General features: G+C 42.7%; 13 protein-coding genes. 9 read left to right on the top strand and 4 right to left on the bottom strand.

Annotated elements, in window-relative coordinates:
* Positions 1–129: 129 nt before the first annotated feature.
* From bamE to nadK, 3 genes are all read right to left on the bottom strand, one after another.
* Positions 130–489, bottom strand: coding sequence for an outer membrane protein assembly factor BamE (bamE, locus tag AB4329_RS18265; RefSeq protein WP_010438918.1), 360 nt, complete (start codon positions 487–489; stop codon positions 130–132).
* 167 nt (positions 490–656) lie between these two features.
* Entirely contained in the window at positions 657–2,321 is a 1,665-nt protein-coding gene (recN, locus tag AB4329_RS18260) for a DNA repair protein RecN (RefSeq protein WP_017059862.1), read from the bottom strand.
* Between the two features lie 292 nt (positions 2,322–2,613).
* Complete coding sequence (gene nadK, locus AB4329_RS18255; protein ID WP_017066747.1) at positions 2,614–3,498, bottom strand: NAD(+) kinase; 885 nt, start codon at positions 3,496–3,498, stop codon at positions 2,614–2,616.
* Positions 3,499–3,641: 143 nt separating this feature from the next.
* Between nadK and grpE the strand changes: the two genes are divergently transcribed.
* The 5 genes from grpE (at position 3,642) to dnaJ (ending at position 10,916) form a co-directional block, all read left to right on the top strand.
* Positions 3,642–4,223, top strand: coding sequence for a nucleotide exchange factor GrpE (grpE, locus tag AB4329_RS18250; protein WP_017069543.1), 582 nt, complete (start codon positions 3,642–3,644; stop codon positions 4,221–4,223).
* Between the two features lie 388 nt (positions 4,224–4,611).
* Positions 4,612–5,886, top strand: a complete 1,275-nt coding sequence (locus AB4329_RS18245) for a dicarboxylate/amino acid:cation symporter (RefSeq protein ID WP_017072011.1) — start codon at positions 4,612–4,614, stop codon at positions 5,884–5,886.
* 256 nt (positions 5,887–6,142) lie between these two features.
* Positions 6,143–7,180, top strand: coding sequence for a polysaccharide lyase family 7 protein (locus tag AB4329_RS18240; RefSeq protein WP_017072010.1), 1,038 nt, complete (start codon positions 6,143–6,145; stop codon positions 7,178–7,180).
* Between the two features lie 389 nt (positions 7,181–7,569).
* Positions 7,570–9,483, top strand: coding sequence for a molecular chaperone DnaK (gene dnaK / locus AB4329_RS18235; RefSeq protein ID WP_017059868.1), 1,914 nt, complete (start codon positions 7,570–7,572; stop codon positions 9,481–9,483).
* Between the two features lie 284 nt (positions 9,484–9,767).
* Positions 9,768–10,916: a molecular chaperone DnaJ gene (dnaJ, locus tag AB4329_RS18230; protein WP_017059869.1), complete on the top strand. Its 1,149-nt coding sequence runs from the start codon at positions 9,768–9,770 to the stop codon at positions 10,914–10,916.
* 128 nt (positions 10,917–11,044) lie between these two features.
* Here the strand turns inward: dnaJ and AB4329_RS18225 are convergent, their stop codons facing one another.
* On the bottom strand, positions 11,045–11,476 hold the full coding sequence (locus AB4329_RS18225) for a type IV pilin protein (RefSeq protein ID WP_102497419.1): 432 nt from the start codon (positions 11,474–11,476) through the stop codon (positions 11,045–11,047).
* Positions 11,477–11,578: 102 nt separating this feature from the next.
* Here AB4329_RS18225 and AB4329_RS18220 point away from each other — a divergent pair, with 102 nt between their 5' ends.
* The 4 genes from AB4329_RS18220 to AB4329_RS18205 are packed head-to-tail and all read left to right on the top strand — an operon-like array spanning position 11,579 to position 14,291.
* The gene (locus tag AB4329_RS18220) at positions 11,579–12,079 is read left to right on the top strand and encodes a GspH/FimT family pseudopilin (protein WP_136982760.1); all 501 of its coding nucleotides are present in this window, start codon (positions 11,579–11,581) and stop codon (positions 12,077–12,079) included.
* Positions 12,057–12,659 (top strand): PilW family protein, encoded by a 603-nt coding sequence (locus tag AB4329_RS18215; RefSeq protein WP_136982761.1) that lies wholly within the window; start codon positions 12,057–12,059, stop codon positions 12,657–12,659. Before AB4329_RS18220 ends, AB4329_RS18215 begins: the two co-directional genes overlap by 23 nt.
* Entirely contained in the window at positions 12,656–13,891 is a 1,236-nt protein-coding gene (locus tag AB4329_RS18210; protein WP_136982762.1) for a hypothetical protein, read from the top strand. Before AB4329_RS18215 ends, AB4329_RS18210 begins: the two co-directional genes overlap by 4 nt.
* Positions 13,881–14,291, top strand: coding sequence for a prepilin-type N-terminal cleavage/methylation domain-containing protein (locus AB4329_RS18205; RefSeq protein WP_017087723.1), 411 nt, complete (start codon positions 13,881–13,883; stop codon positions 14,289–14,291). The genes AB4329_RS18210 and AB4329_RS18205 overlap by 11 nt, the downstream gene beginning before the upstream one ends.
* Positions 14,292–14,532: the final 241 nt, after the last annotated feature.

Here is a 14,532-nt window from a genome sequence, read left to right as displayed (position 1 = left end):
TAATTTTCCGGATTGGTATTAGACAATACAGTCTACAGTCTCATTTGTTAGCAGATATTAAAAAGCCTGCTCATATGAGCAGGCTTTTGCGATTCTTGCTTTTGACTGGAAAGCTTTGTTAGTTGAAAGCTAGCGAAGGCTTTCGAAGAATTCATCACTGGCTTCAAAATCACCATTGATCGTCACTAAGGTGCCCGTTGCATCAAAGTTAACAACAAGATTTTTTTGAATCGAGTCTTCATGGCCTTTTGTGTGGTGGTAAATGTAGTACCACGTATCTGGGTAGCCATTTTCGATAAGCATAGGTGAGCCCATAACGTAACGAACTTGTGTTTTTGTCATGCCAAACTTGAGCTGATCGACAGCTTCCTGTTCAACATAGTTACCCTGATTGATGTCAATTCGATAAACCAACTTCTCTAATAGAGAGCAACCGGTCAACATTGTTAGTGCAAGTGGAACTGCAACTAACCACTTTTTAATTCGCATAGTTTGAGATCTTTCTTCGCTAAAATACTGCCTGATAATAAACAAGCTCCAGCAAGAAGTAAAAAGCTCCTTGCGCTTTGAGCTTGTTATGACTGGCAATTTTGAATTAAGTTGCAAAATTGCCAAGAATTTTCGGTAAATTATCAGAAAGTTGCTGAATATGTAACCTATGCTGCGATTAATAACTCTTTTGCATTGGCAAGCGTCGATTCGGTAATCTGGCTGCCACCAAGCAGTCGAGCAAGCTCTGAAACGCGTTGTTGCTCATCAAGCGTGTGCATTTGAGTCTCGGTTTTACCTGATTTCGTGTTCTTCGCTACAAAAAGTTGTTGGTGACCGCAACCGGCAACTTGAGGTAAGTGAGTCACGCACATAACTTGTGTCGATTCGCCCAGCTTACGTAGCATTTTTCCGACAACCGCAGCGGTTGGTCCACTGATACCCACATCGACTTCATCGAAAATCAGGCTTGGTGTATCCACTTTTTGCGCTGTGATCACCTGAATCGCTAATGAGATTCGTGATAACTCACCACCAGAGGCCACTTTCGCAATCGGCTGCATCGGTTGGCCTGGGTTGGTCGAAACAATGAAGGTCACGTTATCCATACCCAATGGAGAAGGGTGTGTGTTGGTGTTGTTCACTTCAATGGCAAACTGCGCTTTTTCCATGCTCAGTTCGTGCATGCTTTGCGTGATCAGCTTGTTGAGCTCTTTTGCGTAACGAGTTCGAGATTTATGAAGCTTCTCTGATTTAGCAACGAACGATTGGTATTGGTTTTCCACCTCGTTTGCCAGTTCTTCTAATTTTTCATCAGAGCAATCAAGCGCTTCAACTTGTTGTAGTAAGTCTTGATGGTGCTTATACAGCTCTTCAGGTAACACGTGGTGTTTACGAGACATCGACATCACTTTAGAGAAACGCTCCTCAACGTAAGCCATACGACCGGGATCAACATCAATGCTGTCTAGGTATGTTCTTAACTCGTTGTTGGTTTCTTCAATCTGAATAATGGCTTCGGAAAGCAAGTTTGGTAACTCGGCTAATCTTTCATCTAGCTCAGCTAACTGAATTAAGGAGTTATTGGCCGATTGCAGAATACCAAGCGCATTAACTTCTTCGCCTTCATAAATAAGCTCGATAGCTTGCTGACAGGTTGTGGCCAGTTCTCCGCTATTGGAGAGGCGCTTATGCTCTTGTTCGAGGTCTTCATATTCTTCCTCCCCAATAGACAGCTCATTTAACTCTTTGATTTGGTATTCAAGAAGTTGTTTTTGAGCTTGGTTTTGCTGGCTATTCTCACGTAACTCTTTTAAGTGGTTATCCGCTTGTCGCCATGCTTGGTAAGCATTACGTGTCGATTTCAATAGGTTCAAGTGGCCTGCGTATTGATCAAGCATGGCCATTTGATAATCGCTTTTCATCAACTGGTGATGCGCGTGTTGACCATGGATGTTGATCAACAGTTGTCCAAGTGATTTCAATTGCGAAAGAGGGACAGGGCTACCGTTGATGAATGCACGAGAACGACCTTCTTTTGAGATGGTTCTGCGCAGGATGCACTCACTGCCATCAAGTAGTTCGTTGTCTTCTAACCAGCGGGTTGCATGCAGATTGTTCTCAAGTAAAAAAGCGGCACTGACTTCGGTTTTTTCTTCACCTTGTCGAACCATTCCTGCATCGGATCTTCCCCCAAGACATAAGCCTAAAGCATCGATAGCGATAGATTTACCCGCACCAGTTTCCCCGGTGATTGTTGTCATGCCTTTAGATAGTTCTAGCTGTAAAGACTTAACAATAGCGAAATTATTAACACTTAAATGAGCCAGCATTTTTATTTACCTGTATAACTGAACAATACTGTATATAAGCTCAGTATATACTGTTTCTTTATACAGTAAAGTCGACAGGTGAAAATTTTTTGCGACCGTTATCAGAATTGAGGTTGTTCGTAGATCACTGAAACCGCTATAGATTCCCAACTCAGTCGTTCCTCCCTCTTGGGAGTGGAGGTATAAGGAACTGCAGAGAAGCTAGAGCCGACGGGCTTTTACTGGCAATAAAAAGGCTGACGAATGTCGTCAGCCTTTCAAATTTTCGGTTACCACTGGAGCGTTTATTCTTTTAGAACAGCTTACTCGACCAACCTAGTTTGTTACGTAGAACATGGTAGTAGTTGTAGTCTTTAGGATGGATCAACTTAAGTACATTCGGGCTTTGGTAAATGTGGATCTCATCACCAGGAGAAACAGGCAGTGAGATTTGACCATCGCAGCTCACCTCCTGAGTTCCACGGTTATCAGGCGATACGATAAGCTTAATACGACGCTTGCCATCCACCACTAATGGGCGGCTTGAAAGGGTATGCGGGAACATTGGCACGAGTGAGATAGCATTTAGGCTTGATGACAGGATAGGGCCGCCGCCGGAAAGCGAGTAGGCGGTAGAACCTGTCGGTGTTGAGACGATTAAGCCATCAGAGCGCTGTGAGAAGGCGAAGCTATCATCGATATACACTTCGAACTCGATCATGTGCGCCACTTGTCCGGGGTGCAGTACTGCCTCATTAAGTGCCGCATTGTGGCTTTTTATCTGGCCGTGACGATGAATTTCCGTTTCAAGTAAGAAGCGCTCTTCTTCCATGAACTCGCCTTTGAGAACATCAGTCAACGCGCTCTGGAAGTTTTCAGGGTTGAGATCGGTTAGGAAACCAAGATTACCTCGGTTAACACCAATCACTGAAATGTCGAAACGTGACAAGATTCTAGCGGCACCGAGCATATTTCCGTCACCACCGACCACAATAGCGAGATCGGCGCGTTTACCTAATTCAATCAGGCTAGAAAAATGTTCTTTTGGGATGTCGTCCAAAATAGTGGCGAGTCTGTCATCAACAAACACTTGATAACCCTCAGCACTTAACCACTGATAGAGCTCTCTATGAGTCTGAATTGCTTGCTGATCTCGAGGTTTACCGATAATGGCGATGACTTCAAATGGCTTTTTCATAACGTTTCCAAACGAATTAGGCTTGAATCAAAATTCTTCATCCCCATAATAAAGGCAAGTTGAACGTCTATGCGAGTGTTTTATATCAATTTGGGGCGCAAACACGCCTGTCACTTGCATTGAAAACGAATTCTGGAGATATCATGAGCAACGAAGAAAACAAAGTAACCGAAGCAGAGCTAGATCAGATCATCGCTGAAGCTGAGAAAGTTGAAGAAGCTGAACTGAATGAAGACGCTGCTGATGAGCAGGAAGCAAAAATCGCTCAACTGGAAGCTGCACTGCTTTCTAGTGAATCTAAAGTGAAAGAGCAGCAAGATTCTGTTCTTCGCGCGAAAGCTGAAGTTGAAAACATGCGTCGCCGTAGCGAACAAGAAATTGATAAAGCGCGTAAATTCGCTTTGAACAAGTTTGCTGAAGGTCTGCTTCCTGTAATCGACAACCTAGAGCGTGCAATGCAAGCAGCAGACGCTGAAAACGAAGTGGTTAAGCCACTGTATGAAGGTGTTGAACTAACGCACAAAACGTTCGTAGACACAGTTGCTAAGTTTGGTCTTAAAGAGATCAACCCTGAAGGTGAAGCGTTCAACCCTGAATTCCACCAAGCAATGTCTATTCAAGAAAGCCCAGATCACGAATCAAACACAGTTATGTTTGTGATGCAAAAAGGCTACGAACTAAACGGTCGTGTGGTTCGCCCAGCGATGGTTATGGTTGCTAAGTAATGACGAATTACGTTGCCAAGTGATTGACTGGCGTATTGACTGAGTCAGTCGCAGCGACAAAATAAATCACTGGTTTGCGTAAAATAAAAAGAGAGGCATAGGCCTCTCTTTTTTTGTGCCTATAACTTGAGAGTCCACGTAAATAAGCATCAAAACCGCATTAAGAATGTCGTTCTTTTTATTTCATTCAGATCAGCGATTTAGAGTTTTGTGTTATGAAACTTGTTGTGATTGAGTAAATGTTTTGATGTCACATTTGTGGTGTTTTTGTAAATAAATACTTTTAATTGTTATCTTTGTATGTAAAATCCACTGCCATATAGCGATTTTGGTCGCATATATAACTATAAAAGCACAAATTTCAAACACAACAAACTGGAGAAGAACGATGGATAAATCGCTCTCAAGTAAAATTTTTGTAGGCTTGTTCGCCGGTCTACTTATTGGTACTGCTATTCAGTACCTATTCAGCGGTATTGCTATTTTTGATACGTATCTACTTGGCGCTGCCGAAGGTGCTGGTGGTATGTTCGTATCACTTATCAAATTGCTTGTAGTTCCTCTTGTATACGTATCTATTGTTTGCGGTATTGTTGAGCTAAAAGATATTCGTTCATTTGGTCGTCTTGGTGGTAAAACCTTTGGTCTTTACATTATTAACACCATCATCGCGATTTCAGCAGCGCTAACGATTGGTCTTATTTTCCAACCAGGTGCAGGTGCGAATCTGGCGGGTACGGTTTCTGAGACAATTGCGCTTACAACAACTGAAACACCAGACATCTTCTCTCTTGTTGTTAACATCGTTCCTAGCAACCCTGTAGAAGCGTTCGCAAGCGGCGACATGCTACAAATCATCTTCATGGCAATTTTGACAGGCCTTGCTATTCAAGCGCTTGATTCTCGTGGTGGCCCAGCTATCAAGACATTCAAGATGGCTAACGAAATCATGATGAAGCTTATCGGCCTAGTAATGAGCTTGGCGCCATACGGTGTATTTGCTCTGATGATTCAACTAGGCGCAACACTGGATGCAGACACGCTAATGTCAGTTGCTGGCTATGTGGCGCTTGTGGTTGCAATGCTTGTGTTCTGGATTTTCTTCTTCTACCCAATGATGGTTGGTTCATTCACTGGTATTTCTCCAAAGCAGTTCCTACGTGCAACGCGTGAGCAAGTTCTATTCTCACTATCTACAGCAAGTTCGAATGCAACAATCCCAGTAACAATGCGTACTCTAACTGACAAACTAAACGTATCTAAGTCAGTAGCGGGTTTCGGTGTACCACTAGGTGCAACAATGAACATGTCTGGTGTATCTATCTACATCGCACTAGCGACTATGTTCGTAGCAAACGCATTTGGTCAGCCAATCAACACTGCTGATATCTTCACTCTAGGTCTAACTATCCTGCTACTGTCTATCGGTGCTGGTGGTGTTCCTGGTGGCGGTGTTGTGATGGTAGGTGTTCTATTGCACCAACTAGGTTTACCACCAGAAGGTCTAGCGATTGTTGCTGCTGTTGACCGTATCTGTGACATGTTCTGTACCTCTTCAAATGTAGTCGGTGATACAGCGGTGAACACTATCGTTGCTAAATCTGAAAACGAAATTGGCGTTGAAGCTAACGAAGAAGCTGAGCTAAAGAAAGCAGAAGCTTAATTCTTAATTAAGATTCGATAATTAGAAGCCCCGCTCAATGAGAGCGGGGCTTTTTTGTTTCTGATGATAAGTGCTTTGGGCTATCTGATAACTTGGCTAAAAAGATCTCTGATTGGTGTTAAGTCTCATTTTTTCTTTTTACTCGTGCCGAATTGGCCATCAGTTTTCAATCTTTAATATAGATCACATATAATAATACAATATTATTTTATTGTTCTGACAACCTACATTATGACGACATAAAGGAAACCCAATAATGAAGCTGTCTTACCTTAGCCTACTGACTGCCAGCCTTTTAGCCGCTCCCGCTCTTGCTTCTAATCACGATATTGGTCAACAGTTCAATCTTGACCCTGCAAAAGCACCAGCACAAAACTTCGATTTATCTAAATGGAAAATTAACTTACCGGAGCTGACGACTGAAGGGTCTAGAAAAGGTAAAACGCTGGAGATTGGTAAAAAGGAACTGTCGAATGTAGACACGCCTTACGTTCACCCTAAATGGTTCTACACGGATGCCGAGTCTGGTGCGATGGTGTTTGTGGCTCCGAATACAGCTCCAACGACGCCAAACAGTAAAAACACGCGTAGTGAGCTAAGAGCGATGCTAGCGGATAGCTACTCTGCGCCGAGCAACAATTTCGCGATTTCAAGCCATAAGAACGCGGAAGAGTTTGGCTCTATCGGTGGCCAGATGACGGCGACGCTTTCTGTCGATCAGGTGAGTACCAGTGGTAACTACAATAAAACAGGCGCATTTTCAGTCGTCATCGGGCAAATTCACGGCTCGGACAATGAGCCACTGAAAATTGTTTACCGCAAGTTGCCAGAACATGAGCATGGTTCGTTAACGTGGAACTATGAGTTAAACCCGCCGACAGAGATGAAAAACGCGAAGGATGAAAACGGAAAGAAACTTCGTAAAGACATTCGCCATGATGTATTTGGTCAATACAATCTGAAAAAAGGCAGCTCGGACCCTGCTGATGGCATCAAGCTAGGTGAAGTGTTCTCATACGATGTGAATATCAAAGATAACATCATGCACTTAACCTTTACTAAGAATCCAAACTCAGCCGATCCTATTGTGAAGACGTATGATGTTGATTTGGCTAAGGGTAAGTATCAGGGGCATGATATCGACCTTGGTTATGGACAGGACTGGATGTACTTCAAGGCGGGCGCATACAATCAATGCAACACTAAGAAGTCGAGCTCAGCCTGTGAATGGCGTGGTATGGAAGCGGGTGATTACACTCAAGCGAGCTTCTACCAGTTAGTGCTCAACCAATAATATGGCTGAATCAGTCACCATTTGAACAATATTTAACTGATTAATATCTATTTGAAAAAGACCTTCCACATGAAGGTCTTTTTTTATGGCATCTGGAATAGGGTTGAGGTTTCAATGTGGCGACAAATGCGAGAGTTTCTCAACATTGGAGCCTTAATTGGCAAGGGATCGGTCACTTTTTACCTTTATGTAAAAAGATACGGGAAAAAATAGATTTTTTTTACTTATTCCCTTGAAAACCAGTTTGCAGCCCTTATCTATGGTGCATACGAAAGCAAATTACATTTGCACTTAAATTTTGTGTATTAGGGTTGAATCCCTGATTACCGCCCCCCACATATGTGGGTATAGCAAAAAACTAATATAGATTATATTTCGGAGATAGCCTGATGGGTCGAATCATTGGTATTGATTTAGGTACTACTAACTCTTGTGTTGCTGTTTTAGACGGCGACAAACCACGCGTACTAGAAAATGCTGAAGGCGAACGCACAACAGCATCGGTAATCGCATACACTGACGGCGAGACGCTAGTTGGTCAACCTGCGAAACGTCAAGCAGTTACTAACCCTCAAAACACGCTATACGCAATTAAGCGTCTAATCGGTCGTCGTTTTGAAGATGAAGAAGTTCAACGCGATATCGAAATCATGCCTTTCAACATTGTTAAGGCTGACAACGGTGATGCATGGGTTGAAGCGCAAGGCCAAAAAATGGCTGCTCCTCAAGTATCTGCTGAAGTTCTTAAGAAAATGAAGAAAACAGCTGAAGACTTCCTAGGCGAAGAAGTAACTGGCGCAGTAGTAACTGTTCCTGCTTACTTCAACGATGCTCAACGTCAAGCAACGAAAGATGCTGGCCGTATCGCTGGTCTAGATGTTAAACGTATCATCAACGAACCAACTGCTGCTGCTCTAGCTTACGGCCTAGACAAGCAAGGTGGTGATCGCACTATCGCTGTATACGACCTTGGTGGTGGTACATTCGATATCTCTATCATCGAAATCGATGAAGTAGAAGGCGAGAAGACTTTCGAAGTTCTTTCAACTAACGGTGACACTCACCTTGGTGGTGAAGATTTCGATAACCGCATGATCAACTACCTAGTAGATGAGTTCAAGAAAGAGCAAGGTATCGACCTTAAAGCTGATCCACTAGCAATGCAGCGTGTTAAAGAAGCAGCAGAAAAAGCGAAAATCGAGCTTTCTTCTACTACTCAAACTGACGTAAACCTACCTTACGTTACTGCTGATGCGACTGGTCCTAAGCACATGAACATCAAAGTGACTCGTGCGAAGCTTGAGTCTCTAGTTGAAGACCTAGTTCAACGTTCTCTTGAGCCACTAAAAGTTGCTCTAGCGGATGCTGACCTATCTGTAGGCGAAATCACTGACGTTATCCTAGTTGGTGGTCAAACTCGTATGCCTATGGTTCAAGCTAAAGTAACTGAATTCTTCGGTAAAGAGCCACGTAAAGACGTGAACCCTGACGAAGCTGTTGCAATGGGTGCTGCTGTTCAAGGTGGTGTACTAGCGGGTGACGTTAAAGACGTTCTACTACTAGACGTTACTCCTCTATCTTTCGGTATCGAAACGATGGGCGGCGTGATGACTAAGCTTATCGAGAAAAACACAACTATCCCTACTAAAGCGGATCAAGTGTTCTCTACAGCTGAAGACAACCAAAACGCAGTAACTATCCACGTTCTTCAAGGTGAGCGTAAGCAAGCGACTTACAACAAGTCTCTTGGTCAGTTTAACCTAGAAGGTATCCAACCAGCACCACGTGGCATGCCACAAATCGAAGTAACATTCGACCTAGATGCTGATGGTATCCTGAACGTATCTGCTAAAGATAAAGCAACAGGTAAAGAGCAGAAGATCACTATCCAAGCATCAGGCGGCCTGTCTGAGGAAGAGATCGAAGCAATGGTACAAGAAGCAGAAGCTAACAAAGAAGCGGACAAAAAGTTCGAAGAGCTAGTAACTGCACGTAACCAAGCTGACCAAATGATTCACGGCACTAAGAAGCAAGTAGAAGAAGCTGGTGAAGCTTTACCTGCAGACGAGAAAGCTAAAATCGAAGCGGCTATCACTGCACTAGAAGAAGTTAAGTCTGGTAACGATAAAGAAGCTATCGACGCTAAAGTTCAAGAACTTATGCAAGCAGCTCAAAAGCTAATGGAAATTGCTCAACAGAAAGCTCAAGCTGAACAAGCTGGTGCTGACGCTGGTGAACAACCTAAGCAAGACGACGATGTTGTAGACGCTGAGTTTGAAGAAGTTAAAGAAGACAAAAAATAATTTCGTCGCAGAGTAGCCTGATTTCGTTATCGGAAGTGTCCACCTACTAACGTAGGCTCCGCGCTTCCACTTAGGACTCAAGCTATCTGCTTAGAAATTTGTCTCAAAGACTTATTATTGCGGGCGTCAGAGGTAACTCTCACGCCCGTAAATTTGTATTTAGACTTGTCGATCTAGATAATAGCTTTATTCGGCATTTCAGCCGGCAGAACTTTTATCTAGATTGATACACAGACTACTGAAGTGATCATTCGGTAGTAGCAATTATTTTGGTGACCTAGAACATGTCAAAACGTGATTTTTACGAAGTATTAGGCGTAAGCCGCGATGCATCAGAGCGCGATATTAAAAAAGCGTACAAACGCTTAGCGATGAAATTCCACCCGGACCGTAACCAGGGTGATGAGACCGCAGCAGATAAGTTTAAAGAAGTAAAAGTAGCGTACGAGATCCTAACCGATTCTCAAAAGAAAGCAGCTTACGACCAATACGGTCATGCAGCCTTTGAACAAGGTGGCATGGGCGGCGGCGGTGGTTTCGGCGGCGGTGGCCAAGGTGACTTCGGCGATATCTTCGGTGACGTATTTGGCGACATCTTCGGCGGCGGTCGTCGTGGTGGCGGTCAACAGCGTGCACAACGTGGTTCAGATCTACGTTACAACATGGAACTTTCTCTAGAAGAAGCGGTTCGTGGTGTTTCTAAAGAAATCGAAGTACCAACACTTGTAGAGTGTGATACTTGTGACGGCAGCGGCGCGAAAGCGGGTTCTTCTGCACAAACGTGTGGCACTTGTCATGGCCACGGCCAAGTACAAATGCGCCAAGGTTTCTTTGCGGTTCAACAGACTTGTCCTACTTGTAACGGTAAAGGCAAGATCATCAAAGACCCATGTAACTCATGTCATGGTCAAGGTCGCAAACAGAAGACGAAAACACTTAACGTTAAGATCCCTGCTGGTGTTGATACTGGCGATCGTATTCGTCTATCAGGCGAAGGCGAAGCGGGAGAGCAAGGCGCTCCAGCTGGCGATCTGTACGTACAAGTACACGTAAAAGAGCACAACATCTTCGAACGTGACGGCAATAACCTTTACTGCGAAGTACCAGTAAGCTTCTCTATGGCTGCTCTAGGCGGTGAAGTTGAAGTTCCAACACTGGATGGTCGTGTAAACCTTAAGGTACCAGAAGAGACACAAACGGGCCGTATGTTCCGTATGCGTGGCAAGGGCGTGAAAGGCGTTCGTGGTGGCGGTGTGGGTGATCTAATCGTTAAGCTAGTGGTTGAGACTCCAGTTAAGCTAAGCGCTCGCCAGAAAGAATTACTGCGTGAATTCGAAGAAACCTGTGGTGGTGAAGCGGCAAGCAAGCATAAGCCAAAGTCTGAAGGTTTCTTCAGCGGTGTTAAAAACTTCTTCGATGACCTAACTAAGTAATTGATAGTGATTTGAAAATTTTAAAGCCTGCCAGTGTGCAGGCTTTTTTGATCATCTCGTTTAGTTAAAAAATGCAGCCATGTATATGCCTAGTCATTCTTTAATCAAACCAAGGGCATTAATTTCTACTAGTTCCAGCAATCTGCAGGGGATTCTTCACCTGAAGATTTTAGCGTCATTGTTTTGGGAGTGCCTAAGCAAGAGTCACCACTTTGCCCCTTAGTTGACTGTGCCGTGGCAGTTATTATATATGCCATGCTGCTTGAACTTGCGACAGAAAATACATAGCGATCACTTGGTGATTCACACATAGTACAAGCCCCTCCTGAAACAATACTTCCCCAGCTATATACACCATTGTAAGACTGCTCAAGCGTGAGTTGGATTTTTGCCATATCAGCTAATGCTGCTGTTCTATGGGATTTTATTACATGCTCGGTATAGCTTGGGTAGGCAATAGCGGTTAGTACTCCAATAAGAGCCACTGCGATCAATAGTTCGATCAATGTCATCCCTTTGTTACTTAAGTTGTTGTTGTTACATTTATTTTTTCGAATCATCACGAGTAGTTCCTTCTCTATATTCAGCCTATTTTTCTTCGGTGGTAGCATCCTTGCAAGATTAAATACGGTTACGTATCGGTTTACATAGGAATTTGGGAAATGTCTCGCGGGTTTACCTTCTTAGAGCTACTCATAACCATATCAGTGCTCTCTATATTATTGGCAGTTGCCGCTCCAAGTTTTAGTTCGGTCTCGGAAACAGTGAAAATGCAACGGCTAGCTACCGAGCTGAATGGTTTTATGATGCAGGCAAAATCTGAGGCAGTTATGAGAAATACTGATCTTTGGGCTCATTTCTTAATGAATGGTAATTCAAATGACACCGGTGATTGGAAAATTGAATTGACCGAATTCGATATTCCGAATACTGGTACGGCAATTCTTACACTGGAAGGTGCTTCATTTCGAAACGTAGATTTCACCGTTAACTACAGTTCTGAACAAATTAAATTTAGTGGAGTAAACGGTAAAGCTAAAGATGGGCATCTCTTATTTGATATGAACTCTAAGCCTTTAAAGCTTATAACATATAGTACTTCTGGAAGAATGAGAATCTGTGGTGTGGGAGGAGACTTTTATGGTTATCAGACCTGCACTTAAGAGGCAGCAATTCGGTGCAACATTAGTCGAATTAATGATCTCTTCTATTTTGGGAATTGTAGTTATTGGAAGTGTGGGGTCGGTATTTATATCGGGACAAAACATCGCATCCGAGAGAAGTAAAGAATTACTATTATTACAACAAGTTTCAGGCACTCTTCAATACTTTAAAGAGGATATCCAGCGAGCAGGCTACGATGGAGGGACAGGTATGTCTCTAAAATTATCAGGAGCCACAAATACCTTATATATCTCGCCAGACTCCAAAGTTGTCGCCTTTGCATACGCTCATCAATCAGAGATTCGAAATGTTGCTTTTGTATTTGATTCCGGCTTAGTCAAAGTTTGTGATAGTCCCTCCAGTATCGTAAAAACGGTATCAGCGGCTACTAGTGGATGTTCTTCAATTTTTGAGCCGAATCAAATACGAGTGATTGATTTCAATGTCAATCAATCAAGTGTTGAAGCTCAAGGTGTTAGTTCAGGCATGGCAACCATTACTATTTCTGCTGAATTAGTAGGAGATACGTCCGTTAATTATTCATCAAGTGTGATTGTAAAAAATAGGAATTGGCGATGAATAAAAATCAACAAGGTGCGGTTGTTTTACTTACAACAAGTGTATTACTAGTTACGGCGTTAATGTTGACTTTTGGTAGTTATCGTTCAGTTTTTTATCAAATAAAAAGATCTCAAAATGAGGTCGAAGCGCGCAAGCAGCAATGGGAGGCTGAAGGTGGTCTAGAGTGTGGTTTCACTCAGTTTAAAAATGAAGGGAATCTTCCTCCTACAATTACAGTGTGCTCAATGAAGAATCAAGTCACCCCTGTTTTCAATGCAATTCTAACAGGTTATCAAATATCGTCTGCGAGTGGGCATTCTCATTTGAAGAAAAATATCGTATTTGGAGGTTCACTTAGTTCTGGTGCTATACAGTCGAGTGCCGATGTTTATTTTCATTCAAGTACCACATTTTCAACACCAGATCCTGGTGTTTTAAGTAGTGATGGTTGGGAGTGTGTTGCGCTTCGATATCGTAGCCGCTATCACTATTCATCTATGGATAATAAAGGGGTGGTACATGGTGTACCTCCATATGCCGGTTTTCAAAATCCATCAGGGGCTGATTGCTCTAATGTTACAGGTAATGATCATTTGTCCAATGGAGATGGCAATGATTTTGTCTTAGATTCAAGCGTACAACCTTTTGAGTCTTTTTTCGGTGTTCCAGTTGAAAAGCATAACGATATAAGAGATGAAGGGACATTTTCGGTGATTAATGGGAGTGGGACACCCAAAATACTAGCTAATTGTGGGCAAGTTCTGGCAACACTGATTAATGCAGGCAATCATCATTTATGGGTTGAAGGAGGCTGTGAAATCACTAAAGCGCAATACAATGATTTAGTTGATGCTACAGCCTCAACTAATGGAGTTACAATTTTAATTCATGATGGGCTGATGTCTGTTATGGGAAAACCTTCTACAGGGGCGACTTCAAATCATCTTAAAGGTGTACTATTTCACCTTAATGTTGATTATTCACCTACCCCTGCCGATTGGGTGTCTTATGATGCCAATATTCATCTGAATCATGTCCCGAGTGTTATTGAAGAAAGCTACCGAACTATCACCTCTTACTATCAACACGGTGCATTTACGGTATCTGGCGGACAGTACTTTGATGCACCGAACCAAGCCGCTGTGTTCTTTGATTCACTGGATTTTAGATTTAATAAAGATGTGGTCGATAATTCAAGAAAAGAATTTACGCAAATTCAATGGCAAAAAGGTTCATGGAATGATTTGTAAACAGAAAGGTTTTAGCCTAATCGAAGTGCTTATTTCGTTTTTGTTGATCGGTGTTGGTTCTCTAGGGCTAATTAAATTACAAACGTATGTTGAGCAAAAATCTGACTTTGCTATTCATAGTGTAGAAGCTCTGCATTTGGCTGAAAATAAGCTGGAATGGTTTAGAACTCGTGGTGCATCTGCCGCTTTATCGAGTATAACGCCTGCGGATTTTGCTACGGATATTGTTGATGGTATGGATCATTCGCATGTTAAATATCAACTTAATTGGACAGTGACGAACAGTTTATCTGGAGCGCTGAAGACCGTTCAGATAACAAGCTCATGGGAAGACCGGTTTGGTAGTAATCGAGTTATCGAATTACATACTATGATTTCCAAATACAGTGAGTTTGATTGACCCTCAAGCAAACGTTTACTGCATGCCAAGGCTCATGCTACCCCTTTTACTGATAATTTTCACTCCTCGGACATTGTTTACGTGCTAGTTAAAACTCTGTATATGGAATGGTGTTTTTTATGTTTTTATATTGTTGTGGTTGTATGGTATTTTTGCAAAATATGTCTCCATTTATGGAAAATTAGGTGGAATCTTGTGCTTTTTAACAACGACTTTAATAGAATATGTGCTGTACCAATAG

Origin of the sequence: Vibrio sp. 10N.261.54.A5 (assembly GCF_041471145.1) — a bacterium.
In the GTDB taxonomy this organism is placed as follows: Bacteria; Pseudomonadota; Gammaproteobacteria; order Enterobacterales; family Vibrionaceae; genus Vibrio; species Vibrio crassostreae_C.
This window is presented reverse-complemented; position numbering and strand designations above follow the sequence as displayed.